Annotated in this window: 27 protein-coding genes and 1 pseudogene; 3 read left to right on the forward strand and 25 right to left on the reverse strand. The window is 54.4% G+C overall.

Annotation, left to right across the window (positions count from 1 at the left end; translation table 11 throughout):
• Positions 1-169: 169 nt before the first annotated feature.
• The 20 genes from DI44_RS05105 to DI44_RS05010 all read right to left on the reverse strand — a co-directional run bounded on the left by DI44_RS05105 (position 170) and on the right by DI44_RS05010 (position 14,642).
• Positions 170-1,063 (reverse strand): polyprenyl synthetase family protein, encoded by an 894-nt coding sequence (locus DI44_RS05105; RefSeq protein WP_011231875.1) that lies wholly within the window; start codon positions 1,061-1,063, stop codon positions 170-172.
• A 3-nt stretch (positions 1,064-1,066) separates the two neighbouring features.
• The gene (locus DI44_RS05100) at positions 1,067-1,297 is read right to left on the reverse strand and encodes an exodeoxyribonuclease VII small subunit (protein ID WP_012820585.1); all 231 of its coding nucleotides are present in this window, start codon (positions 1,295-1,297) and stop codon (positions 1,067-1,069) included.
• Entirely contained in the window at positions 1,294-2,640 is a 1,347-nt protein-coding gene (gene xseA, locus DI44_RS05095) for an exodeoxyribonuclease VII large subunit (protein WP_011231877.1), read from the reverse strand. The genes DI44_RS05100 and xseA overlap by 4 nt, the downstream gene beginning before the upstream one ends.
• A gap of 11 nt (positions 2,641-2,651) precedes the next feature.
• A complete protein-coding gene (folD, locus tag DI44_RS05090) occupies positions 2,652-3,506 on the reverse strand; it encodes a bifunctional methylenetetrahydrofolate dehydrogenase/methenyltetrahydrofolate cyclohydrolase FolD (protein ID WP_033025835.1) in 855 nt (284 codons plus the stop codon).
• Between the two features lie 59 nt (positions 3,507-3,565).
• Positions 3,566-3,958 (reverse strand): transcription antitermination factor NusB, encoded by a 393-nt coding sequence (gene nusB, locus DI44_RS05085; protein WP_011231879.1) that lies wholly within the window; start codon positions 3,956-3,958, stop codon positions 3,566-3,568.
• A 192-nt stretch (positions 3,959-4,150) separates the two neighbouring features.
• The gene (locus tag DI44_RS05080) at positions 4,151-4,552 is read right to left on the reverse strand and encodes an Asp23/Gls24 family envelope stress response protein (protein WP_011231880.1); all 402 of its coding nucleotides are present in this window, start codon (positions 4,550-4,552) and stop codon (positions 4,151-4,153) included.
• Positions 4,553-4,562: 10 nt separating this feature from the next.
• Positions 4,563-5,918 carry an acetyl-CoA carboxylase biotin carboxylase subunit gene (accC, locus tag DI44_RS05075; protein WP_011231881.1) on the reverse strand — a complete coding sequence of 452 codons (1,356 nt, stop codon included), beginning with the start codon at positions 5,916-5,918 and terminating at the stop codon, positions 4,563-4,565.
• Between the two features lie 15 nt (positions 5,919-5,933).
• A complete protein-coding gene (gene accB / locus DI44_RS05070) occupies positions 5,934-6,467 on the reverse strand; it encodes an acetyl-CoA carboxylase biotin carboxyl carrier protein (RefSeq protein WP_011231882.1) in 534 nt (177 codons plus the stop codon).
• Positions 6,468-6,611: 144 nt separating this feature from the next.
• Positions 6,612-7,163 (reverse strand): SpoIIIAH-like family protein, encoded by a 552-nt coding sequence (locus tag DI44_RS05065; protein ID WP_011231883.1) that lies wholly within the window; start codon positions 7,161-7,163, stop codon positions 6,612-6,614.
• A gap of 23 nt (positions 7,164-7,186) precedes the next feature.
• A complete protein-coding gene (gene spoIIIAG / locus DI44_RS05060) occupies positions 7,187-7,819 on the reverse strand; it encodes a stage III sporulation protein AG (RefSeq protein ID WP_011231884.1) in 633 nt (210 codons plus the stop codon).
• Positions 7,820-7,826: 7 nt separating this feature from the next.
• Entirely contained in the window at positions 7,827-8,438 is a 612-nt protein-coding gene (gene spoIIIAF / locus DI44_RS05055; RefSeq protein ID WP_015375379.1) for a stage III sporulation protein AF, read from the reverse strand.
• A 10-nt stretch (positions 8,439-8,448) separates the two neighbouring features.
• The gene (spoIIIAE, locus tag DI44_RS05050; protein ID WP_011231886.1) at positions 8,449-9,612 is read right to left on the reverse strand and encodes a stage III sporulation protein AE; all 1,164 of its coding nucleotides are present in this window, start codon (positions 9,610-9,612) and stop codon (positions 8,449-8,451) included.
• A gap of 13 nt (positions 9,613-9,625) precedes the next feature.
• Positions 9,626-10,012 (reverse strand): stage III sporulation protein AD, encoded by a 387-nt coding sequence (gene spoIIIAD / locus DI44_RS05045; RefSeq protein ID WP_011231887.1) that lies wholly within the window; start codon positions 10,010-10,012, stop codon positions 9,626-9,628.
• Positions 10,013-10,033: 21 nt separating this feature from the next.
• On the reverse strand, positions 10,034-10,240 hold the full coding sequence (gene spoIIIAC, locus DI44_RS05040) for a stage III sporulation protein AC (protein ID WP_011231888.1): 207 nt from the start codon (positions 10,238-10,240) through the stop codon (positions 10,034-10,036).
• A 15-nt stretch (positions 10,241-10,255) separates the two neighbouring features.
• Positions 10,256-10,768 (reverse strand): stage III sporulation protein SpoIIIAB, encoded by a 513-nt coding sequence (spoIIIAB, locus tag DI44_RS05035; protein ID WP_033025836.1) that lies wholly within the window; start codon positions 10,766-10,768, stop codon positions 10,256-10,258.
• Positions 10,765-11,685: a stage III sporulation protein AA gene (gene spoIIIAA / locus DI44_RS05030; RefSeq protein ID WP_011231890.1), complete on the reverse strand. Its 921-nt coding sequence runs from the start codon at positions 11,683-11,685 to the stop codon at positions 10,765-10,767. Before spoIIIAA ends, spoIIIAB begins: the two co-directional genes overlap by 4 nt.
• Positions 11,686-11,746: 61 nt before the next feature.
• Positions 11,747-12,028 (reverse strand): YqhV family protein, encoded by a 282-nt coding sequence (locus DI44_RS05025; RefSeq protein ID WP_011231891.1) that lies wholly within the window; start codon positions 12,026-12,028, stop codon positions 11,747-11,749.
• A gap of 176 nt (positions 12,029-12,204) precedes the next feature.
• Positions 12,205-12,762, reverse strand: a complete 558-nt coding sequence (gene efp / locus DI44_RS05020) for an elongation factor P (RefSeq protein ID WP_011231892.1) — start codon at positions 12,760-12,762, stop codon at positions 12,205-12,207.
• Between the two features lie 27 nt (positions 12,763-12,789).
• Positions 12,790-13,851 (reverse strand): Xaa-Pro peptidase family protein, encoded by a 1,062-nt coding sequence (locus tag DI44_RS05015; protein WP_031206532.1) that lies wholly within the window; start codon positions 13,849-13,851, stop codon positions 12,790-12,792.
• Positions 13,852-14,111: 260 nt separating this feature from the next.
• Entirely contained in the window at positions 14,112-14,642 is a 531-nt protein-coding gene (locus DI44_RS05010; RefSeq protein WP_011231894.1) for a YqhR family membrane protein, read from the reverse strand.
• A 186-nt stretch (positions 14,643-14,828) separates the two neighbouring features.
• Here DI44_RS05010 and DI44_RS05005 point away from each other — a divergent pair, with 186 nt between their 5' ends.
• Together DI44_RS05005 and DI44_RS05000 are read left to right on the forward strand one after the other, a co-directional pair.
• A complete protein-coding gene (locus DI44_RS05005; protein WP_011231895.1) occupies positions 14,829-15,764 on the forward strand; it encodes a DUF1385 domain-containing protein in 936 nt (311 codons plus the stop codon).
• 22 nt (positions 15,765-15,786) lie between these two features.
• On the forward strand, positions 15,787-16,143 hold the full coding sequence (locus DI44_RS05000) for an SA1362 family protein (RefSeq protein ID WP_021322363.1): 357 nt from the start codon (positions 15,787-15,789) through the stop codon (positions 16,141-16,143).
• Between the two features lie 78 nt (positions 16,144-16,221).
• On the opposite strand, the gene DI44_RS04995 is transcribed toward DI44_RS05000, so the two are convergent.
• The 3 genes and pseudogenes from DI44_RS04995 to DI44_RS04985 form a co-directional block, all read right to left on the reverse strand.
• Positions 16,222-17,103 (reverse strand): patatin-like phospholipase family protein, encoded by an 882-nt coding sequence (locus tag DI44_RS04995; protein ID WP_033025837.1) that lies wholly within the window; start codon positions 17,101-17,103, stop codon positions 16,222-16,224.
• Positions 17,104-17,190: 87 nt separating this feature from the next.
• A complete protein-coding gene (mntR, locus tag DI44_RS04990; protein ID WP_011231898.1) occupies positions 17,191-17,616 on the reverse strand; it encodes a transcriptional regulator MntR in 426 nt (141 codons plus the stop codon).
• A gap of 383 nt (positions 17,617-17,999) precedes the next feature.
• Positions 18,000-18,182: pseudogene (locus DI44_RS04985) on the reverse strand (DUF2332 family protein); the annotation flags it as partial.
• Between the two features lie 64 nt (positions 18,183-18,246).
• Here DI44_RS04985 and DI44_RS04980 point away from each other — a divergent pair.
• On the forward strand, positions 18,247-18,645 hold the full coding sequence (locus tag DI44_RS04980; RefSeq protein ID WP_011231899.1) for a hypothetical protein: 399 nt from the start codon (positions 18,247-18,249) through the stop codon (positions 18,643-18,645).
• A gap of 44 nt (positions 18,646-18,689) precedes the next feature.
• On the opposite strand, the gene DI44_RS04975 is transcribed toward DI44_RS04980, so the two are convergent.
• Together DI44_RS04975 and DI44_RS04970 are read right to left on the reverse strand one after the other, a co-directional pair.
• Positions 18,690-20,102 carry a LysM peptidoglycan-binding domain-containing protein gene (locus DI44_RS04975; RefSeq protein ID WP_023633914.1) on the reverse strand — a complete coding sequence of 471 codons (1,413 nt, stop codon included), beginning with the start codon at positions 20,100-20,102 and terminating at the stop codon, positions 18,690-18,692.
• Positions 20,103-20,227: 125 nt separating this feature from the next.
• The gene (locus DI44_RS04970; RefSeq protein WP_011231901.1) at positions 20,228-22,801 is read right to left on the reverse strand and encodes a vitamin B12-dependent ribonucleotide reductase; all 2,574 of its coding nucleotides are present in this window, start codon (positions 22,799-22,801) and stop codon (positions 20,228-20,230) included.
• Positions 22,802-22,815: the final 14 nt, after the last annotated feature.

A 22,815-nucleotide genomic window follows, 5' to 3' on the forward strand; every position in this document is an offset into this window, starting at 1 on the left:
CGCGAAAAATCGACTTTTCCCGCCAACGCAGCCCGTCATCACTAGGACGCGTTTTGTGGTGTATCTATAGAACTTGCGGCGGCCGCCCGGCGGAAAACAACCAAAAAAACAAGGCCGCCTCCGCCCCGAAGGAAAGCGAACAACGGGAACAAGAGGCCGCCGCCCCGCATCAGTGGTCGCGGACCGCGACAAGCTCGCAAATGTAGACCAGCACCGCGTCATCGATTTTGGCTTGTTGCAAATGGCGCTTCGCGGCGTCGATGTGAAACGCCAGTTTCTCTTTGGCACCGCCTAGCGAAAGAAGCGCCGGATATGTCGCCTTCTTGTTGTCGCGGTCGCTGCCGACTCGCTTGCCGATTTTTTCTTCCATTCCTTCAATGTCCAAAATATCGTCGCGAATTTGAAAGGCGAGGCCTAAATGTGCGGCGAACTCGTTGAGTTCGCGCGTCTGCCGACCATCGGCGCCGCCAAGCAGGGCGCCGGCGTGCACGCTGTATTGCAACATTTTCCCCGTCTTATGGCGGTGGATGTATTCCAGTTCCGCAAGCGCCAGCGTTTTTCCTTCCGCCTCCATATCAGCCGCCTGTCCAGCGACCATGCCTTCCGGGCCGGCCGCCTTCGCGAGCTGCTCGATGAGCTGCAGCCGGACGGAAGGCGGAACGCGGTCGTCATCAACCTCGGCGATCAATTGAAACGCATACGTAAGCAAGGCGTCCCCGGCCAAAATGGCCATCGCCTCGCCGAACACTTTATGGTTCGTCGGTTTGCCGCGCCGCAAATCATCGTTGTCCATGCTTGGCAAATCATCATGAATGAGCGAGTACGTATGGATCATTTCAATGGCGCAAGCGACTGGCAGACCGATCGCCGGGTCTTTGCCAAGCGCTTGGATGGTCGCCAGCAACAAAAGCGGGCGGATTCGTTTGCCGCCGGCCTCAAGCGAGTAGGCCATCGCCTTTTTCAGCGTCTCCGGCCCACGAAGCCGCGCCATATAGGAGGAAAGCGCCGCCTCGACGGCCCGTTTTTGTTCGTTGAGAAACTGTTCAACCGAAAGCTGCGCCACCCGTCACTCCTCCTCCGGCGAAAAAGGGACAAGCTCGCCGTCTTCACGCAGCATGTACTCCAACTGTTTCTCCACATGCTGCAATTTATCATGGCAAAGCTTGGACAGTTTCATGCCTTCTTGAAAAAAGGCGATCGCCTCCTCAAGCGGCACGTTCCCTTCCTCGAGCTTTTCGACGATTTCCTCCAGTTTTTTCATCGCTTCTTCAAACGTCATCTCTTTTTCTTCGCTCATACGTGTTTTTCCTCCACTCCCGTCACTTGACAATCGACTCGTCCGTCTTGAACTTGAATGGAAAGATGCTCGCCGATTCGAAGCTGGTTCGTTCGTTTCACGAGCTCGCCCTGCTCATTGTACACCAAGCTGTAGCCGCGCTCCATGATGCGAAGCGGACTGAGCGCCTCAAGCCGGGCGAGGTTGGAGCGAAAGCGGAACCGATGGCGCTCCACCGCGGTGCGCATCGCTTTTTCCAGCGCATTGGCGGCCGCCTTTTGCCGTTCTTTCATCCGCTCAAGCTCTGCAGCTGGATGGTGCCGCCATAGTCTCATGTCAAGCTCATGCAACCGCTGACGATGTTTGTCGACGAGCCGTTCGCGTTGGCGGCTAAGCCGCTCAAGCAACGCATCAAGCTGCTGTTCTTTTTGTTCATAGAGCCGCTTGGGATAGCGGAATGCGTAGGATCCTTGCAGCCGGCGAAGCTGCTCTTTATCAGCGGCAAGCTGCTCTTTCATGGCGCGGATGAGCCGCCATTTCCGCTCGGCGAGCCGCTCAGCGAGCTCCCCAACATGCGGCGCCGCCATCTCAGCTGCTGCCGTCGGCGTCGGCGCCCGCAAATCGGCGACAAAGTCGGCGATCGTAAAATCTGTTTCATGGCCGACAGCGGAAATAATCGGTATTTTTGAGGCGAAGATGGCGCGAGCGACGATTTCTTCATTGAACGCCCACAATTCTTCGATCGAGCCGCCGCCGCGGCCGACAATCAGCACATCAACCCCGCCGAACGAATTCGCCCGCTCGATGGCGCGCACGATGGAGGGCGCCGCCCCGTCCCCTTGAACGAGCGCTGGAAACAAAATGACTTTAGCGAGCGGATAGCGGCGGCGAATCGTCGTCATAATATCGCGCACCGCCGCTCCAGTCGGCGATGTAACGACGCCGATGCAGCGAGGGAAGGCTGGAAGCGGCTTTTTATGGACCGGCGAAAACAACCCTTCCGCCTCGAGCCGCTGCTTCAGCTGTTCGTAGGCTAAATAGAGGCTTCCGACGCCTTCCGGCTGCATTTCTTTGACATAAAGCTGATAGTTGCCGTTCGGTTCATAGACGGAAATTTCCCCGCGCGCGAGCACGTTCATCCCATCTTCAGGGCGGAACGGCAAATGCTGGTTGTAGCCGGCGAACATGACGGCGGCAATGCGTCCTTGGCTGTCTTTCAACGTAAAATACATATGGCCGCGCGAATGCTGCTTAAAATTCGAAATCTCGCCCTTCACCCATAGATCGCGCAAATGCGGGTCGACATCGAACTTGCGTTTGATGTACTTCGTCAACGCCCCGACCGTCACATATTTCACTTCCACTGATCCTGCCCTCACTTTGCGGCCAGCTGCCGTGCCGCTTCAATCGTGTTGTGCAAGAGCATTGTAATCGTCATCGGCCCGACTCCACCCGGCACCGGCGTAATATAGCCAGCCACTTCTTTCACAGCGTCAAAATCGACATCGCCGCACAATTTGCCGTTCTCAAGCCGGTTGACGCCGACGTCGATGACGACCGCCCCGGGCTTGATGTGTTCCGGGCCGATGAGGCGCGCCTTGCCGACAGCGACGATCAAAATGTCCGCCTGCCGAGTGATGGCGGCCAAATCCGGCGTTTTCGAGTGAGTGTAGGTGACGGTGGCATGTTCGCGCAAAAACAGCTGGCCAACCGGTTTGCCGACGATGTTGCTTCGGCCGACGACGACGACGTGCTTGCCGGCGATGTCAATGCCGGCCGATTGCACCATCACTAAAATGCCATGCGGAGTGCAAGGGAGAAACGCCCGTTGGCCGATCATCATTTTTCCGACATTGATCGGGTGAAACCCATCGACATCTTTTTCCGGTGCGATCGTTTCAATGACCGACCATTCGCAAATGTGATCCGGCAGCGGCAGCTGCACTAAAATGCCGTGCACCGCCGGATCGACGTTTAACTCGCGGATTTTCGCAAGCAGCGTCTCTTCGTCGATCGCCGCCGGAAACGTGTAAAGGAACGAGCGAATGCCGACCTCGGCGCACGCTTTTTGTTTTCCTTTTACATACGAATGCGATGCCGGATCGTCGCCGACTAGAATGACGGCCAGCCCCGGCTCAACGCCGTCCGCTTTCAACTGTACGGCTTCATCCGCCAATGCGGTGCGAATCGTCCTCGCCATCTCCGTTCCGCTAATGATTTGTGCTGTCATCGTGTTTCGTTCCCCTCTCCTCGTTCATCGTTCGATATCTGCCCGCGATGCAGCCGGTTTTATTTTTGCAGCGCCGCCTTCACTTTCGAAAGCACGCCGTTGACAAAACTTCCGGATTTCCAATCGCCGAATTTTTTCGCCAGCTCGACCGCCTCATCGAGGCTGACGCTTACCGGCACATCATCGGCGTATTTCATCTCGTACGTCGCCATGCGCAAAATGGCGCGGTCAACGTTGGCGACGCGTTCAAGCGTCCATTTTTCCAAATTGGCGCGCAACAGCTCGTCAATCTCCTCCTGGTGCTCGACGACGCCAAAGACGAGCTGGCGCAAAAACGGGTCGATGTCGCCGCCGCCCGTGACATTGTGGAGCGCCTCGTCTGGTGGAATGCGTCCGACATCGATTTGAAACAGCGCCTGCAACGCCTTTTCCCGTGCTTCATGCCGCTTCATGGCGGTCCCCCTTTCCAAAAAAACGAACATTCACAATGAAATCATATCATATTTTTCGGAAAAAGCCAGCCTTTTCCCACAAATCATTCGCGCTGCCGTTGGTTGCGCCACAACGGCCTCGTTCATTACAATAACAAACTTTGGCCAAAAAAACAAAAAGGCAGCCGCCGAAAAAGCAACTGCCTTGCGAGATCACTGTTCGACCACGCCTTGTTCCTGCTTGCCGCCCTCAAACTGGATGCCGACGATATGAACGTTCACTTCGCTCGCCTCGAGGCCGGTCATGTTCCAAAGCGCCTGGCGCACATTTTCCTGCACCTTTTTCGCCACGTTCGGAATCGATGCGCCAAACTGGACGAGGCAATAAAGATCGATGACGACGCCGTCGTCGCGCAAATCAACCTTGACGCCTTTGCCATGGTGTTTCTTTCCAAACCGCTCGGCGACGCCGGCGGCAAAATTGCCGCGCATTTGCGCGATGCCGTCGACTTCTGACGCCGCGATGCCAGCGATCACCTCAATCACTTCCGGTGCAATTTCCACCTTGCCGAGCGCCGGGTACACTTGCTCTGTTTCAAAGACATGCTCAGACATAAGGCACCTCCTATTCCGCCTTCATAATATCATATAACTCCAAAAACTTCGTATTAAACTCACCGCTTTGAAAATTCTCATGCTCCATTAATTTTATGTGGAACGGAATCGTTGTATGAATGCCTTCGATGATAAACTCCGAAAGCGCCCGTCTCATGCGGGCGATCGCTTCCGCACGCGTCGGCGCATGAACGATCAATTTGGCGATCATCGAATCATAATACGGCGGGATCGTATAGCCTGGATAGACGGCGGAATCGACGCGCACGCCCGGGCCGCCCGGCGGCAGGTACATGGCGATTTTCCCCGGCGACGGCATAAAGTTTTTCGCTGGATTTTCGGCGTTGATCCGGCACTCGATCGCCCAGCCGTTAAACGTGACGTCCTCTTGGGTGATCGACAGCTTTTCACCGGCGGCGATGCGGATTTGCTCCTTGACCAAATCGATGCCGGTGATCAGTTCAGTGACCGGATGCTCGACTTGAATGCGCGTATTCATCTCCATGAAGTAAAATTGTTTGTTCCGGTGGTCATAAATAAATTCAACCGTACCGGCGCCGGTGTAGTTGACCGCTTTCGCCGCCTTGACCGCCGCCTCGCCCATCTTCCGGCGCATCTCGTCGTCAAGCGCCGGCGACGGCGCTTCCTCGACCAGTTTTTGCAACCGGCGCTGGATCGAGCAGTCGCGCTCACCGAGATGAATCGTATTGCCGTACGAATCAGCGAGCACTTGAATTTCGACATGGCGGAAATCTTCGATATATTTTTCAATATAGACGCCTGGGTTGCCAAACGCCGTCGCCGCTTCCTGCTGGGTGATGTTGATGCCTTTGACGAGCTCGCCTTCGTCGCGGGCGACGCGGATTCCTTTCCCGCCGCCGCCGGCCGTCGCTTTAATGATGACCGGATAGCCGATCTCTTCGGCAATCGCCCGCGCCTCATCAAGGCTTTCGATAACCCCGCGCGACCCAGGCACGATCGGCACCCCCGCCTCGCGCATCGTCTCGCGAGCGATGTCTTTAATGCCCATTTTTGCAATCGCTTCCGGACTTGGGCCGATAAATGTCACGTTGCATTCACGGCACAGCTCGGCGAACGCTTCATTTTCCGCCAAAAACCCGTAACCGGGGTGGATGGCGTCACAGCCAGTCAGCGTGGCGACGCTCATAATGTTTGTGAAATTTAAATAGCTGTCTTTCGAAGCGGTCGGCCCGATGCAGTACGCCTCATCAGCCAGCTGCACGTGCAAGGCGTCGCGGTCGGCTTGCGAAAAGACAGCGACCGTCTCAATCCCAAGCTCGCGGCAGGCGCGGATGATGCGGACGGCGATTTCCCCGCGGTTCGCCACCAACACTTTTTTGATCATCGTCCGTTCTCTCCCTTATTCAGGCTTGACTAAAAACAACGGCTGGCCATATTCGACGAGCTGGCCGTTTTGCACCAACACCTCGACAATTTCGCCATCGACTTCCGCTTCAATTTCATTAAACAGCTTCATCGCCTCGATGATGCAGACAACCGTGTCTTTTTTCACCTTGTCGCCCGGCTTCACATACGGCGGCTTGTCCGGCGCCGGCGCTGCGTAGAACGTGCCGACCATCGGCGAAGTAATTTGATGCAAGTTGCCTTCCACAGCCGGCTTTTCTTCTTTGACCACCGGCGTTTCCGCTTTCGGTGCCGGCGCTTCTGAGGCCGCTGCTTGAACGGGAGCAGCTGCCGAAGCCGGTTCGACCGCTGCCGGAGCGGCAGGCGCCGGCGGCGCGACCGCCGTCTGTGCGGCCGCAGCCGACGCAACGGCGACAGCAGCCGTTCCTTTTTTCATATGTACTTTTGTTTCGCCTTGTTCGTATACGAATTCGTCAATTGAGGACTGGTCGACCAAGCGGATCAATTCACGGATTTCTTGAATTTTCATCGATCTCACACCTTTCTCCAAGTATCGTGCAGCCCGTTCCTTTCTGGCGGTGCCTAAACGTGTCCATAACGATTATACACACAACAGTAGGACAAACAAAAGACTTTTCCGCAAAAAAAGAAGCTGCCCTAAAGAGCAGCGCGTTCATCCAGCCGGCTGAAACTCAACCGTCACGTATTCAGCATCGGGTATTTCTTTTTTCACCATATGAATGACTTCATTCGCCGATTTAGCTGAGCTTTGTTTCGCTTTGATCGTCACGCGCACTTGGTTGTCATCGGCGCGCACGAGCACGTCTTCATAACCGCCTTTCGATTTGATGAGCGTCTCCAACGTTGCTTCTTTTTCGGACAATGCTTGCAATTTTTCAATTTTGTCGAGCGCTTCACTTTTTTCTTCCGCCGTCGCGTTCGCTGAAGCGACAATGGCGTTCAGCTCATCGCGCAACCGGCTCCGTTCATCCTCAATTTTCATGCGCAGCGCTGTAAACAAGTCGTCGCCCGTTTCGCCAGACGCGGACGGCTTTTTCGCCTCTTCGACAGCGACGCTCGGCTGATCGGTTGTTTTTTCCGTTTTCTTATTGGCGGTAAATGCCGGACTGTCGTTCATATTTTTTGGAGCTGTCACGTAATAGACCGACAGCACAACGACCAAGCTCAACATCGTCAACAGCCATACGGTTTGTTTTTTCAACATGCCGATCTCCTCCCCTTACCCGGTCATTTTTTCGGCAAGACAGCGACGCGGTAGCTCGGAACGTTTAACACGCGCGTCACCGCCTCGACGATCCATTTTTTGATTTGCAAATTATCCGCCCCTTTGGCGACAACGAGAACGCCACGGATGTCCGGCTTTTTCGTGGCGACGACAAGCGGCGTTTCTTCTTCGCCGTTATGAATAATGATGACTTCTTCATTGGTCGACTCGTTTTCGATCGTCCGCTTCCCGCCTTCCTTGTCGCTCTCTTCCGTTGTCTGCTGCTGAGTCGAACGCTTTTTCTCATACAGTTTCAACTCCGTGGAATCGAGATTGACGACGACCGTGACATCATCCACCCCTTCGATCGCCTCAAGAGCGGCTTTCAGTTCTTTTTCGTACCGCTCCTCATAGGCGGCGATCACTTTCTCTTTCGTCTCCTTGCTTGCCAGGAATGCCGGCTCGGCTGGAGCGGACGGCTGCCCGGCGGAAGGCTTCGCTTCGGCTTCCTCTCCACTGTTTGCCCAATGGCTTGCCGCCATCAAGGCGACACCAGCCAACAGCAGGACGACGACGTACGAAAACGGCCATTTTTTCTGTGCTCCTTCCCCGTCTTTCGGCGCTGAAGAAAAGAGCCGTTTGATGAGCGGCAACATCCCCCCTCTATTCCCTCCCCCTAAATTGCACGTCAATTTTATCTTCATCGATTTCCCATCGGCCGGCGAGAAAAGCGCGCACCTCCTCTGCCAGCGAAGCATCGCCCTCCGGCAAAGCCGGCGGCTTCGTCGTATCGATGACAACCGGTTCCACCGAACCGGCTGACTTCTGTTTCGAAAGGACGACCTCAATCGTCTTGATGTCATCCGGCATGCGCCAGTCGTCGCCTGGCTTGGCGTAAACGTTGACATCCGCTTTCAGCCCATACTTTTCCATCAACTCCTCATTGACATCGTTTTCGAGCTGGACAGCCATTTGTTTTAAAATATATGCGCGTTGCGAGGCTTGTATTTCTTTTTTCTGCTGTTCGATTTGATTTTTTATTGCCTCCTCCCCCGCACGGCCGTTGGAAAAATGGACGAGCGCCGACGCGATGAGCTGCTCGGGATCAACGGAAGCGAGCCTGAGTACCGGAGCGAGCATCACGAGAACGAGCATAAGCCCGACAGCCATTTTCACGTATTTTTGCATCGTCCCCGACGGCAGCAAAAAATCGATGATGATAGCAAACAACAAAAACAAAATGATGTTTGTCACCCACTCAATGACTAGCTGCATAGCGCTCCCCCTAGCGGACCATCATCGTAATGTTCCCGGCCATCACCATGACGGTGAGGCTTAAGAAAAACATGAGCGACACAATGAGCAGCGCCGCCAGCACGTAAGCGATGCTTTTGCCGATGATGTTGAGGCAGGACAATACCGGTCCGCCGCCAAGCGGCTGCAGAAGAGCAGCCGATAGTTTGTAGACGATGACGATGGCGAAAATTTTCACCGCTGGAAAGATGGCGATCATGAGCAAAATCGCCGCCCCGACCAACCCGACCGTATTTTTCAACAGCATGGAAGCGGCGACGACCGTATCGGCGGCATCAGTGAACAGCTTGCCGACGACCGGGATGAAATTGCCGGTGACAAATTTCGCCGCCCGGAGCGCCACGCCGTCAGCCACGGCCGCTGTCGCTCCTCGCACGGACATGACGCCAAGGAACACGGTCAAAATGAGGCCGAGCAAACCGAGGGAGGCTTTGTTGAGCAAATCGGCGAGCTGAGTCGCCTTGTAACGGTCGCTGAGCGTGCTGACGACAGAAAGCAGCGCAGCCAAAAGCAAAAGCGGCAAGGTGACGTATTCAACGACCGTGCCGGTGGTGTTCATCACAAACAAAATGATCGGGTGGAAAAACGCCGCCGACGCGACCCCGCCGGAAGTGGCGAGCAGGGCGAGCAGCAGCGGAACGAGGGCGATGATGAAATGGCTCATCGTCCGCACCGCCTCAAGCGCATAATCCGCCGCGAGGCGAAAGCTGTTTAAGGCGATCAACAAGAGCACCATATAGACGACCGCCTGGGCGATTTTGCTTACTTCCTGCTGAGCGAACGCATTTTGCAGCGATTGCAGCACCGTGCTGAAGACAGCAAGCAAAATGAGCGTGCCGAGCAGTTTGCCGTTCACCTGCAGTTCATAAAACAAATAGCGGGCGAGCGCCTTCAGCCATTCGGCCGGCGACCATTGCTTGTCGCCGCTTAAAAAATCGGTGAGCGGCCCTTTCTCGCTTTCCGGCAAAAACCCTCCATACTCGCTGACGATCGTTTCCCAATAGCGGCGGATATCGCTCACATCGAGCTGAGCGAGCTGCTCGCTGACCGACGGTCCATCGCTTGCGGCTTGTACGACCAACGGACAAAAAAAGAGAGAAAGCAGCCCGACAATAAGGAACGCTGTTCGCTTCAATCCGTTCCCCCCTTTAGCGCGCCGACGGGATGAGGCCGATGACCGCTTCAATGATCGCCGTCAAAATCGGGACCGCCAGCGCCAAAATGATGATTTTTCCGCCGAGCTCAATTTTGGCGGCGATCGCCCCTTGGCCGGCGTCTTTGGAAATTTGGGCAGCGAACTCGGCAATGTAGGCAATGCCGATGATTTTCAGCATCGTCTCTAAATACACCATCTGAATATGGGCGCCTTCGGCCATTTTTCGCAACATCGCCAAAATGCTGCTGATTTGATCGACCAACAACAGAAAAATGGTGCAGCCGACAAACACGGTCAACAAAAAGGCCAGATTCGACTTTTGCTCTTGCAGCAACACGACCAAAAACGTCGCGATCAACCCGAGGCCGACGATTTGCAAAATGTCAATGGCCGATCCCTCCTACCCGCGGAACAAAAAGACATCCTTGATTTTTTGGAACAAATCGCTGACGATGGAAGCGACCATAAACAAAATATAAATAAAGCCGAGCAGCGTCACCCATTGGGCGTATTCTTTCCTCCCCATCTGATCGAGCACCGTATGCAAAAACGCGATGACGATGCCGACGCCGGCGATTTTCAAAATGAGATCGACATCGATGCCCATGATTCTGCCTCCTGTCTACATGAGTAAAATGACGAGCAGCAGGCCGGCCAACACGCCTAAACTTTTCGCCATCTTGGCGTAGCGCGCCTGGTTGTCTAGCGCTTCCGCTTCCTCCCGCTCAAGATGGGCGAGCGCCAGCGCGATTTGCCTTTGCTGGGTGAGCCGGTCGTATTGGCCAAGCGTGGCGCCAAATTGTTTCATCACTTCAAATTCTCCTTGCTTTAGAGCGGTTTTTCCCCATACGGATCGCAAGCTTTTTTCCCATGCCTCGGCGGCGCTCGTTTCTTCTGTGCATAACGCGGCGGCAAACCGCTCGAACAATTCGGACAACGGGGCGGCCGTTTGCCGGGCGAGATGCATAGCGGCGTCGGCAAGCGGCGTATGGCCATACATCACTTCCGCCTCAAGCGCCCTCAGCGCCGCTTTCAGCTGGCGGAGCTGGCGCGGCCGCTCGTGCAACACGCGGGCGGCGGCAAACCCAAGCCATGTTGAGGCGGCGAGAATCAACAGAGCGCCAAACCATTTCATCGATGGACCACCGCCCTTTCATACAGCACCGTTCCGCCAGCGTCGAGAATGCGTCGGATTGAGCCGGGATGGGGAATGTTCGTCAGCTCAATAAACCGTTCAAACACCTTTTGTTCCATCACCGGTCCGAGCGTCGGACGCTGCCAGACGTCTTGGATGTTGCGGCCGTGCACAGTCGTCCATACAGAGACGCCAGCATTGGCCGCTTCAAGCACTGCCTCGCTGTCCTCCTCGCGCCCGATTTCGTCGACAATCATGACATCAGGGCTCATCGAGCGGATCATCATCATCATCCCTTCCGCTTTCGGGCAGGCGTCCAACACGTCAAGGCGCGGGCCGAACGAAAACTGAGGAATCCCTTTCACACAGCCAGCGATTTCCGATCGTTCGTCAACGATCGCCACCTTTTGCGCCGGAATGCGCCTCGTCCCGCTGCTAATCAAGCGCGCCGCATCGCGCAGGAGCGTCGTTTTTCCCGTCTGCGGCGAGCCGATGATCATCGTATGACGCCAGCGGCCGTCGTACACATACGGAATCAGCGGCTCGGCGATGCCGATCTGTTCCTTGGCGATGCGAATGTTAAACGAGGAAACATCGCGGATCGCTTTCACCTTGCCCCCTTCAGTAATGACTTTGCCGGCCAGCCCAACGCGATGCCCCCCCTCAATCGTCATAAATCCGCGCTTCAGCTCTTCTTCGACGGCATAGATCGAATAATGACTCAATTTGTTGAGCAAATGCACGCCGTCTTCTTTCGTCACTTCATACGGCAGCAATCGGGCCGTTCCGTCGACGATCACCTCAAGCGGCCGGGAGACGCGGATGCGGATTTCTTCAATTCCGCGGCGGCATGAAGGAAGATGGTGCTGCAACGCGGCGGCGACCGTTTTCGGCAAAATTCCCCACACCGCTTCCATGGCCCTCCCCCTTTTCTTGTGGACTAGTTCATATGTATGGGCGGAATGCGCCGTTTATGCCTTACTTGTAAATTGCGAACAAAATGAGCGCGATCCCGAGCGCCACAAGCCCAAGCCGTGAAAACGAGAGCTCGTCCGCAAGCGAAAGCAGTCCAATCGCCATGGTCACCATCATGACGGTTGGACCGACGACAGCAAGCGCGGCATTAACGGCAAGCGCTTTTTTCACGTCATTGAACACAAGCATCAACAGCGCCGCGCTCAGTTCAATGAACGCGGACACCATCCGCATGCCAGCCATGGCCATAACGGACGGGTCGATTGATCGCAGCCAATGTTTCATGTTCCCCTCCTGTTTTGCCAAATGGGATCGATTAGTACAAACGTATGCGAAAACAAGCCGTTTCAGAAGAAGTTTTTACTGAGGAAAACGATGGGGGAGAGCAAAACGTCGCCCATTTTGCGCATAAAAAACACCGCCCCGGAAGGTGTCCGAGACGGTGCCTGTCGGGCTTGCGCTTACGCCCGCGAAACGTACGTGCCGTCGGCCGTATTAATGATGAGCGTGTCGCCTTCGTTGACGAAAAACGGCACTTGAACGACAAGGCCGGTTTCGAGCTTCGCCGGCTTCGAACCGCCAGAAGCGGTGTCACCTTTAATGCCCGGCTCTGTTTCGACGACTTTCAGCTCGACGGTGTTCGGCAACTCGACGCCGATCGTTTCGCCTTGGTACATCATAATAAATACTTCCATATTCTCTTTCAAGAACTTCAATTCATGCTCGATTTGTTTCGCCGGCAGCTCGATTTGTTCGTACGTTTCCATATCCATAAAAACGTGTTGGTCGCCGTTGGCGTACAAATATTGCATTTTGCGTGTGTCGATTTGCGCCCGGTTCACTTTTTCGCCGGCGCGGAACGTCCGCTCCTGAATGGCGCCGGTGCGCAAATTGCGCAGCTTCGAACGGACGAACGCCGCCCCCTTGCCCGGCTTGACGTGCTGGAATTCAAGGACGCGCCAAATCTCGCCGTCCACCTCAATCGTAAGTCCTGTGCGAAAATCGTTGACTGAAATCATTAGCCGAAATCCTCCTCACGCAATCCATTATAAAATGATCAGTTCTTTTGGCGAATGGGTGAGCGCTTCGTTCCCGTCAGCAGTGATGACCGTATCGTCCTCGATGCGCACCCCGCCAAGCCCCGGGATGTAAATGCCCGGCTCGACGGTGACAACCATGCCTGGCTCAAGCACGACATCCGAACGGAACGAAAGCGTCGGCCCTTCGTGAATTTCCAATCCAATCCCATGGCCGGTCGAATGGCCGAAATAGTCGCCATACCCTTTTTCGCGGATGTAATCGCGCGTGAGCGCATCAGCCTCTTTGCCGGTCATGCCTGCCCTGAGCCCGTTCATGCCGCGTTGCTGCGCTTCAAGAACGATGTCATAGATCGTCCGCAGCTCCACGCTAATGTCGCCGACGGCGACCGTTCTCGTAATGTCGGAACAATACCCTTTATAGTAAGCCCCGAAATCAAGCGTGACGAGCTCGCCGCGCTCGATCGTTTTCTCTGACGCCACCCCGTGCGGCAGCGCCGAACGGTAGCCGGAGGCAACGATCGTATCAAAGGAGGACGAAGACGCACCTTGTTTGCGCATAAAAAATTCCAGCTCATTCGCCACTTCGATTTCTTTAACGCCTGGACGGATGAACGACAAAATGTGCGAAAACGCCGCATCGGCGATTTCTGCTGCTTCCTTTAATATCTTAATCTCTGCCTCTGACTTAATCAAGCGCAATTTTTCTACGAGCCAAGACGTTGGCACGAGTTCAGCGCGGATGGCTTCTTCATACGACTTGTATGCGGCATAGGTGACATGTTCTTGCTCAAAGCCAAGCCTCTTGATGCCAAGCCGCTTCACCTGATTGGCAATTTCTTCGATGATCGGCCCGCTGTGCTGGACGACTTCAAACCCTTGGGCTTGCCTCGATGCTTGTTCGACGTAGCGGAAGTCCGTAACCAACACCGCCCCTTGACGGCTGACAAGTACAGCGCCGGCCGTGCCAGTAAACCCGGTCAAATAGCGGCGGTTGTAGCCGTTTGTTACTAACAGCCCGTCGATATGCTGCTCGTCAAGAAGCTCCCGAAGCTTTTCCAGCTTTTCCATGTTTCCGTCTCCTCTTCCCTTAGAGTGTGCTCGTCTCCTCCGCTGCCTGCGTCGAGAGCGGAGAAAATCTTCGCGGTCAGGATGACGCGAAAAACCTCGTAGGCGCGCCAGTTTCACGAGCGCCCGCAGCAGCCATGGACTGATGCTGAAACATGCAAAACCTTCTTTATTTTACCATAAAGATGGTCGTTTCCGCTAGACGTCCGCGCGGCGCTTGATGCAGCACTTACTTCAGCGGATGAGAGCGAAAAGAAGCTTCGTCAGTTTCCTTCATTTGCCGCCTCTTTTCCGACATTTAACGCCGTTCGATTCATTTCTTGCGTTTCAAAAGAAATCGAATACCCGACAAATACGCCATATAAAATGTATAAGCAAAGCGTCGTAATAATCGTATTCGTTTCTAAATCTGCAACTGGTTGGACGTTTGGAAACAGTGGATTAAACAAATAAAAGACAATCATCCAAAGCACCACGCCATATACCATTCCCGCCCACATACCGGCGATCTTGCGCAGGAACGCGTAGTACAAAAGCGCCGCCGCAATGGAAATGATGCCGATCAGCACGATGGCCGCATAATTGCCGGCTTTCCCATATTTCCAGTCCCCGGCAACCCACGGGATGAGAATCATATTCGGACTGATTTCACTGAAATGGAAAAAATAAGCCAAATAGCCGATCAAACTCCAAAACACCCCGCCGACAAACCCGATGATGATCGTTTTTTGTATGAGCGTCATCGGCCGCTCCGTCTCCTCCTGCTCAAGCTTCCCTTTTTGTTCCGCCATCATCGTGCACCTCCTTGTCAGTTAGTATGACCGACAGCCGACCGTCCCATGAATCAAACGAAAAAATGACCGCCCTTGTGTAAATCATGGATTTTTTGGAAATCATAATAGTAGCATCAACCTAGAGGTTTCCGGATGTTTCTTGTAGAATAAAATAATAAACATAAAAAATAGGTTGGTGTTGGCCTGATGAAATCATCAATGGAGAAACCGTTATACGGCGGCCAAGCGGTCGTTGAAGGGGTGATGTTTGCCGGCAAGACGCACTCCGTCACCGCTATTCGCCGTCATGACGGGACGATTGACTATTTTACGCTGCCTCGCCGCAGCCATCCGACGCTGGCTGCCCTGAAAAAAATCCCGTTTGTCCGCGGCATTGTCGCCATTATTGAGGCGAGCGCAAACGGGGCCAAGCATTTGCAGTTTGCCAGCGAACAATATGAGGCGTCCTCGGACGAAAAACAGGCCGCCGAAGAAAACCGCTCCAAATTCGGGCTGATTCTCGGCGCCGCCGTCATCGGCGTGCTATCGTTTTTATTCGCCAAAACCATTTTTACGCTCGTTCCGGCGCTCGCCGCCGACGCCTTTAAACCGCTCGTACCGGGGAAAATGGGGCAAATTTTGCTTGAAGGAGCCTTTAAGCTTGCTCTTTTGCTCGGCTACATTTACTTTATTTCGTTGACGCCGCTTGTTAGGCGCGTGTTCCAATACCACGGGGCGGAACATAAAGTCATCAACGCCTTTGAAGCGGGGTGGCCGCTCACTGTTGAGCACGTCCAGCGCGCCTCGCGCCTTCACTACCGATGCGGCAGCAGCTTCATTTTATTTACTGTCATGATCAGCTTGTTCCTTTATTTGTTCGTGCCGACGGATCCGCTTTGGCTGCGAATCGCAAACAGGCTCGCTTTAATTCCTGTCGTGCTTGGCGTTTCGTTTGAAGTCTTGCAGTTTACAAATAAATTGAGGGATATTCCGCTGCTAAGCTGGCTTGGCTATCCCGGGCTATGGCTGCAGCGGTTGACGACAAAAGAACCGGACGATGACCAAGTGGAAGTGGCCATCGCCTCGTTTCAGCGGCTTCTTGATTTGGAAGCGGAAGCCGAAAGGAAACAAGCGGTGCAGTAATCGATCAAAGGGGGTGGACTCATTGCGGCGCCGGGCCATTCATCCGCTTGTCGGGCTTATGATTTTGCTTGGAACGCTTGGCATTGTCTATACCCTTTTTGCCCATCCGACGGTGCTGTTCCGCCAGCTGTTGTTTGTTGCGCTGTTTTTGGCCGCCATTTATCTCTTCTACCGGTTCGTATACCAACGCCGCACCGATCAAGATCGGTTATCGTATTTAAAGGCGGTGCGGCAGTCGAAAAAGCTCCATCCCCGCTCCGGGCGCAAACAAGCAAAGCCGGCGAAACTGAAGCGGCCGCTGAAAAAACGGACGGCCATTCCGCACTTGACCGTGATCGAGGGCAAAAAAGGCAAAAAAAAGAATCGAGCTTCGTTTTAGCTTGATTCTTTTTTGTTTGCCTCTGCCGTTCAGCTAAAAAATCGGCGGCAGAGGTGTGACCTATTGTCGCTTTCCCGTCTAGTACGCCCATTGGCGCAAAAACTGCCGCGTCCGCTCGCGTCCGTAATCGATCAGGCGCCGGCGCGCTTCCAGGTCGATGGAAAATTCCGTGGAAATAACGTTGTCCACCGGCAAAAAGACGATGTTTTTTTCATGGCGGCGCGAAATGTAGCGCGCATCATGCGCCTCTCTCATGGCCGCAAACAGCGCCTCATACAAATCGAGCGCATTGGTGATCGTTCGTTTCGGCCGCTCCCCTGGTTTTGGGCTCAGCTGAACGCCCAGCACCGGCCGTTTTTTCTTCTTTTCTTCATCGAACAAAAACAGCGGAAAGTTGCTCAACACCCCTCCGTCGACAATGAAAGCCACACCGTTTCGCCCGCGAAGGCGGACCGGCTCAAAGAAATAAGGAATGCTGATGCTCATCCGCACTGCCTTGGCGATGGAAAACGACCCAGGGTCAATGCCGTATATGGCTAAATCGTCCGGCAGCACGACGAGGCGTCCGTTCGTCACATCGGAAGCGACGATATACAAACTGCCGGCCGGCACATCTTGAAACGTCCGCACGCCGCGGGCGGCGAGCGCCGCCTCGAGCCACCGCTCAAACGCCTTTCCTTGATACAGCCCAAGATGCCAATACAGGCGCACCCATTTCCAAAGCGAAAACGGAATCCATAGCGGCCGTTCATCCAAAAACTGCTCCAACTCCAACTCCTCAAGCAGTCGGGCGATGTCGCGGGCGCTGTAGCCTGCCGATAGCAGCGCCGAAAGCAACGCTCCCGCACTCGTGCCGGCAAGCCGCTTCCAGCGCAGACCTTTTTCCTCAATCGCTTCATACGCTCCAAGCAACGCAAACCCTTTCACCCCGCCGCCGGAAAAGACAAGATCAATGTCCACCGCCGCCTCCCCCTTTTTGCCGTTTATACATATGTAAGAAAAAAGGAGGACATTTAGTACGGCAAACAAAAAAGAGCAAGCATCGGCTTACTCTCCTTGTTCATTGCGCTTTTGGACATCGCGCAGCGCTTCAAGGCGGCGTTCGTCCTCTTGAAAATACTGCACCAAATCGCCGATCCGGTCGATGGCGTTCCAGCTCAAATGGTGTTCAATCCCTTCCACGTCGCGGTAAATGTTTTCTTCGCTGACACCGATCAAACGGAGAAACTGCTCAAGCAGCTCATGGCGGTAGACGAGCCGCTGGCCGATTTTTCTTCCTTTTGGCGTCAAGACGAGTCCGCGGTATTTCTCATACACTAAATACTCATCTTTATCGAGCTTTTGCACCATTTTCGTCACCGAGGAGGGATGGACGGACAACGCTTCAGCGATGTCAGAGACGCGGGCATAGCCCTTTTCTTCAATCAAAATGTAAATTTGCTCAATATAATCTTCCATGCTTGGTGTCGGCAACGTTTGTCCCCTCCCATTACATTTGTCTGCCGCAGACAAGTGCAGCGGCCGTCAGCATCTCTCATGAACATTGCCGCTTTGCCCGCTTCGGCTAGACGCTGCCGGGCCAGTCGGCCGCCCAGGCAAACAAAAAATAGCAATCAATCCCATTATACCATGAAGGGGACATTACGTAAAATACTGCACTTGGGCCGATGGAAAAAAGCGAGCAATACCTTTCCGAGCGGATGCGGCAACGCCTCCGGTTCGAAATACACAAGTTTGGGCATAAACGGTTTCATTCATTTCCCTCCATGTTCTCCGTATTTGATGTTAGTATGATTCAAGGATGGAGGGAAATCGCGTGCTTCTTTTGCTTGGCATCATTTTTCATGGAAGGCTCATTACCCCCAATTTGATATGTTCATCTCCCAGCGAAACCAACGACCATGCCCATCGGTTTCAGCCACGATTTGCCGATATTCTCGGCCGTCAATCATGCCATCCAGATGCAATTTCCGATCCCACATATTGTTATACACATGGAACAAATCCCGTTGGCGGCCGATTTCACGAAGCTGCTCAAGATTTGCCATGACAGCTCATGAACGCAATGATACAATAAAACTAAACTGAAAGGAGGGATGCAGAATGTCTCACGAGCTTGTCGAATTGCTTCGCTCAGTGCTGAAAGAGGAGTTGCAGCCGATTCATGAACGCCTCGACCGCCTAGAAGCCGGACAGCAACGCCTCGAAGAACGACAACAACGCCTCGAAGAACGACAACAACGCCTCGAAGAACGACAACAACGCCTCGAAGAACAGCAACAACGCCTCGAGGAAAAGTTGGACCATTTCATTATCGAGACGCGCAGCCATTTCAAAAAAATCGAGGACGAGCTGGCCGACCATCGGCGCATGTTCGAGATATTGTCACATGATTGGCGCAACGCGAACATTGCGATTGAATATTTAAACCATAAGATCGGCCAGCACGATCTGGAAATTTATCAGCTAAAAAAGCGGCTCGAACTCCAAGAAACAAAGTAAAAGCGCATGCCCGATGACCGGCGCATACGCTCTAACTGCTTAGCTTACCCACGCTTGCGAATGCGGAAATTGTCTTCTAACAGCACCCAGTTTTCCGGATACGGATACCCGAGCACCCAGTAGCTGATTCCGCGCAATCCGTATTCTTTCACCAATTCAAATTTCGCCAACGCGCTGCGGGCGTCTTCAAACCATACTTCGTGCTGGCGGCCTTGCTCGTCCGTGTACCGGTAAAACGGCGAGGCGGCCGCCGCATCGTATTGGATGGACGCCCCGTAGCGAATGGCGCGCTCCACGGCTTCTTTCGGGCTGAACGTTTCCGCCTCTTGCCCTTGCACGTGCGGCAGCACCCAGTCGCGGGCATAAATTTGAAACCCCATCATGATTTTGCTACGCGGAATGGCGGTCACCGCATAATCGAGCACGCGCCGAATTTGATTCACCGGCGAAATGGCTTGCGGCGGCCCAAATCGGTAGCCCCACTCATAGGTCATAAGGACAACAAAATCAGCGATGCGTCCGTGGGCTGGGTAGTCGTGCGCTTCGTACAGCAGCCCTTTTTGTTCAGCGCTTATTTTGGGCGCCAGCGACGTCGATAAAACATACCCTTCGGCGTGAAGCCGGTTGGCCGCCCGCTGCAAAAACTCGTTATACCGCTTGCGGTCGGACGGATAGACATTTTCAAAATCGACATTCAACGCGCGGTACCCTTTTGCTCGCATCACTTGAATGACGTTGTCAAGCAATCGCGTTTGCAGCGCAACGTCGGCCAGAATCGTCTGCGCCAGCCTCGAGCCCGGGTCTTGGTACGTAAAGTTCGTGATCGTCATCATCGGCACGACACGGGCGGCATAAGCCGCCTGAATGAATGCTGTATCATTGATCGGATTGAGCCCGCCATCGGCGCGGATCGTGTAGGCGAATGGCGCGGCATAGGTCAAATGGCGGCCGACTTCGCGCACTTGCTCCGCTCCTTTCTCCCCTTGGTCCACCGTAAATGCGTTCACCTCGATGAGCGGCTTCGCCGGCGGGATGATGAGCCGCTGTCCGGGGACGATCCGGTTCGGATCGGTAATATCGTTTACTTCGATCAGCTGCTGAACCGTCACTCCGTAGAACGAAGCGATTTGCGCCAGCGTCTCCCCGCTTCGCACCGTATGGATGCGCGCTGGGATGAACAACGTTGTCCCTGGATAAAGGAGCGACGGATTCGTGATCCGGTTCGCCTGTATAATCGCTTCGACCGCCACTCCATACTGGCGCGCAATTTGCCATAACGTTTCCCCTGTGCGGACCGTATGGTAACGATATGGAACCGGGATGACGAGCGCTTGGCCAACGGCTAGCCGGTTCGGGTCGCTCAGTTCATTGGCGGCGACAATCCGCTCGAGTGGAACGCCGTAACGCTGAGCCAACTGCCAAAGCGTCTCCCCGCGCTTTACGACATGAACAATCATGACGCTCCCCCTTTCGTTCCCTCCTTTTACCACTATATTTTGGCTTTTGCCTTTTATGTAAAAAAAAACGCCGGTTCCTCTACGGAAACCAGCGTTTCATCCATTCAAACCCATTCGTATCGCCATTACAGGCCGCACTTCAGCTGCGCGCCGCAGCTTGTGCACGTGTTGCAGCCGCCGATCTCTTCGATCGTCCCTTCGCGGCAAATCGGGCAAATATTGCCGATTTCGGAACCGATTGTCACATCGGTGGCGCGCACATCTTGAATCGTATCAACGAGCACGACGGGGCGTTTCGTCTCTTTTTCCTCGAGCTCCTCTGGAAGCAGTTCAAGTTGCTCTTCAATCTGATTCTCCTCAGCCTTTAACGTCAACACTTGTGCATCGCGGCTGCCGTCGACATAGACGGTTCCGCCTTTCGCACCGCAACGCCATAAACGCTCGTACACTTTTTGCACTTGCTCGACGGTGTAGCCCTTCGGCGCGTTGACCGTTTTCGACAAGCTCGAGTCGACCCAACGTTGAATGATGCACTGCACATCGGCGTGCGCTTCCGGCGGCAAGTCCATCGCCGTCACAAACCAAGGCGGCAAGTGGTTCGGGTCGGCTTCCGGGTGTTTGTCCAAATATTCTTGGACGATGTCCGCTTTCACTTCGATAAATTTGCCCAAGCGCCCGCTCCGGTAGTACGAGAACGAGAAGTACGGCTCAAGCCCGGTTGAGACGCCGACCATCGTTCCCGTCGATCCTGTCGGCGCCACCGTCAGCAAGTGCGAGTTGCGGATGCCGTATTTCAAAATATCTTGACGAATATCTTCCGGCATCCGTTTCATGTAGCCGGTGTTGATGAACGCTTCACGCAGCTTGCGCGTCTCTTCCTCCGTTTCGCCGACAAGAAACGGGAAGCTGCCTTTTTCTTTCGCCAGCTCGATCGATGCCCGGTATGCGGTCGTGGCGATCGTGCGGAACAGCTCATCGACAAGCTGGTTTCCTTCCTCAGAGCCGTACGCTTTTTCGCAGTAAATGAGCAAGTCTGCAAGCCCCATGACGCCAAGGCCGATGCGGCGCTCGCCGAGCGCTTGTTTTTTGTTTTCCTCAAGGAAGTACGGCGTGGCGTCAATGACGTTGTCTTGCATCCGCACCCCGATTTCGACCGTGCGTTTCAGTTTTTCGTAGTCAATGACCTTCCGTTCTTTGTCCACCATGTTCGCCAAGTTAATGGCGGCCAGATTGCACACCGAATACGGTGCCAACGGTTGTTCCCCGCACGGGTTGGTCGCAACGACTTTTTGCCCGTACGCGCGGGCGTTCGTCATTTCGTTGGCGTTGTCGATGAAGAAAATGCCCGGCTCGGCTGAATACGTCGCGCAAATGTTGATCAGCTTCCACAGTTCGCGGGCGCGGATTTTCCGGTAGACGCGGACGCGATAGCCCATTTTCTCCCATTCGCGTACATCGCCGACTTCATGCCATTTTTCGTTGTAAATGCGCATTTCCTCTTCGGAATAGGTTTCCACGTCCGGGAAGCGGAGCGCGTATTCTTCGTCCTTTTCGACCGCTTCCATGAACTCTTTCGTCAGGCAGACGGAAATGTTCGCACCGGTCAAAAAGTCTGGGTTGTGCACCGTATATGTACCGCCGGTGCGCAGTTTTTCTTCGGCGTCTTTGATGATTTCTTCAGTGAAACCGCCGTAGTCAGGCGCGTTCTTGTATCGGACGATCGCTTCATACATCGCCCGCTCCCGCTCGGTGAGCGGCGTAAATTTCAGTTTGTCGCGCGCTGCTTTTTTGATGCCTTCGTCTTCCATATTTTCGAGCAGGTAGCGCAAAATGCGCGGGTTTTGCATTTTCGAGACGATGAATTCGATAATGTCCGGGTGCCAGTCAGCAAGCATAATCATTTGGGCGCCGCGGCGGGAGCCACCTTGCTCGACAAGGTGGGTCAGCTTCGCAATATCGTCAAGCCACGAGACCGACCCGGACGATTTGCCGTTCACCCCGCGCGCAAGCGTATGGCGCGGCCGCAATGTCGAGCCGTTCGTCCCAACGCCGCCGCCGCGGCTCATGATTTCCATCACCTGCTTCCGATGTTCGGAAATTCCTTCGCGCGAGTCTTTCACAAACGGCATCACATAGCAGTTGAAATACGTCACTTCCTTGCCCGAACCCGCCCCGTACAACACGCGGCCGGCCGGAACAAAATTCAAGCTTGCGAGCTCTTGATAAAACTTTTCGAACCACTCTTTCCGCTTTTCTTCTGTCTTTTCCACCGCCGCCAGCCCAGTCGCATTGCGCTTGGCGATTTGCTCATAGAAAATTTCGAGCGGCTTATCAATAATGTCGAGCGACCGAACCACAATGCCGGTCTCCGCCTCTTCCCCTTCGAGCACGTGCCGGTATTCGTCTTCAATCAACACGCGCGCCTTTTTCGCCTCCCAATCGATGTCGACGATAAACCCGAGCCCTCGTGCCGGGAATTTCGGATCCTCCTTGATCGTCAACACGACGAAATCGCCCGGTGTGAGCGTCAGCTTCTCCGTATCTTTGAATGAATACCGGTCAAGCATGACCAAACGGGATACGCCTTTATGGGTGATGTGCATATCCGGCGTAATCGGATGCACTTGCGGAAATAGGCGGATATCCTCGTTCAGCTTGTCAATATTGATCTTCATTTTTTCGGATGACGCCACCGTCATTCTCCTATCTCTCC

The organism is Geobacillus sp. CAMR5420, assembly GCF_000691465.1.
Lineage (GTDB): Bacteria > Bacillota > Bacilli > Bacillales > Anoxybacillaceae > Geobacillus > Geobacillus thermoleovorans.

Excerpts from the sequence above, each read along its gene's own strand:
- DI44_RS05100 (WP_012820585.1), bottom strand. The coding sequence starts at position 1,297 with ATGAGCGAAGAAAAAGAGATGACGTTTGAAGAAGCGATGAAAAAACTG.
- folD (WP_033025835.1), bottom strand. The coding sequence starts at position 3,506 with ATGACAGCACAAATCATTAGCGGAACGGAGATGGCGAGGACGATTCGC.
- nusB (WP_011231879.1), bottom strand. The coding sequence starts at position 3,958 with ATGAAGCGGCATGAAGCACGGGAAAAGGCGTTGCAGGCGCTGTTTCAA.
- DI44_RS05080 (WP_011231880.1), bottom strand. The coding sequence starts at position 4,552 with ATGTCTGAGCATGTCTTTGAAACAGAGCAAGTGTACCCGGCGCTCGGC.
- accC (WP_011231881.1), bottom strand. The coding sequence starts at position 5,918 with ATGATCAAAAAAGTGTTGGTGGCGAACCGCGGGGAAATCGCCGTCCGC.
- accB (WP_011231882.1), bottom strand. The coding sequence starts at position 6,467 with ATGAAAATTCAAGAAATCCGTGAATTGATCCGCTTGGTCGACCAGTCC.
- DI44_RS05065 (WP_011231883.1), bottom strand. The coding sequence starts at position 7,163 with ATGTTGAAAAAACAAACCGTATGGCTGTTGACGATGTTGAGCTTGGTC.
- spoIIIAG (WP_011231884.1), bottom strand. The coding sequence starts at position 7,819 with ATGTTGCCGCTCATCAAACGGCTCTTTTCTTCAGCGCCGAAAGACGGG.
- spoIIIAF (WP_015375379.1), bottom strand. The coding sequence starts at position 8,438 with ATGCAGCTAGTCATTGAGTGGGTGACAAACATCATTTTGTTTTTGTTG.
- spoIIIAC (WP_011231888.1), bottom strand. The coding sequence starts at position 10,240 with ATGGGCATCGATGTCGATCTCATTTTGAAAATCGCCGGCGTCGGCATC.
- spoIIIAB (WP_033025836.1), bottom strand. The coding sequence starts at position 10,768 with ATGAAATGGTTTGGCGCTCTGTTGATTCTCGCCGCCTCAACATGGCTT.
- spoIIIAA (WP_011231890.1), bottom strand. The coding sequence starts at position 11,685 with ATGGAAGCGGTGTGGGGAATTTTGCCGAAAACGGTCGCCGCCGCGTTG.
- DI44_RS05025 (WP_011231891.1), bottom strand. The coding sequence starts at position 12,028 with ATGAAACATTGGCTGCGATCAATCGACCCGTCCGTTATGGCCATGGCT.
- efp (WP_011231892.1), bottom strand. The coding sequence starts at position 12,762 with ATGATTTCAGTCAACGATTTTCGCACAGGACTTACGATTGAGGTGGAC.
- DI44_RS05015 (WP_031206532.1), bottom strand. The coding sequence starts at position 13,851 with ATGGAAAAGCTGGAAAAGCTTCGGGAGCTTCTTGACGAGCAGCATATC.
- DI44_RS05010 (WP_011231894.1), bottom strand. The coding sequence starts at position 14,642 with ATGATGGCGGAACAAAAAGGGAAGCTTGAGCAGGAGGAGACGGAGCGG.
- DI44_RS05005 (WP_011231895.1), top strand. The coding sequence starts at position 14,829 with ATGAAATCATCAATGGAGAAACCGTTATACGGCGGCCAAGCGGTCGTT.
- DI44_RS04980 (WP_011231899.1), top strand. The coding sequence starts at position 18,247 with ATGTCTCACGAGCTTGTCGAATTGCTTCGCTCAGTGCTGAAAGAGGAG.
- DI44_RS04975 (WP_023633914.1), bottom strand. The coding sequence starts at position 20,102 with ATGATTGTTCATGTCGTAAAGCGCGGGGAGACGCTTTGGCAGTTGGCT.
- DI44_RS04970 (WP_011231901.1), bottom strand. The coding sequence starts at position 22,801 with ATGACGGTGGCGTCATCCGAAAAAATGAAGATCAATATTGACAAGCTG.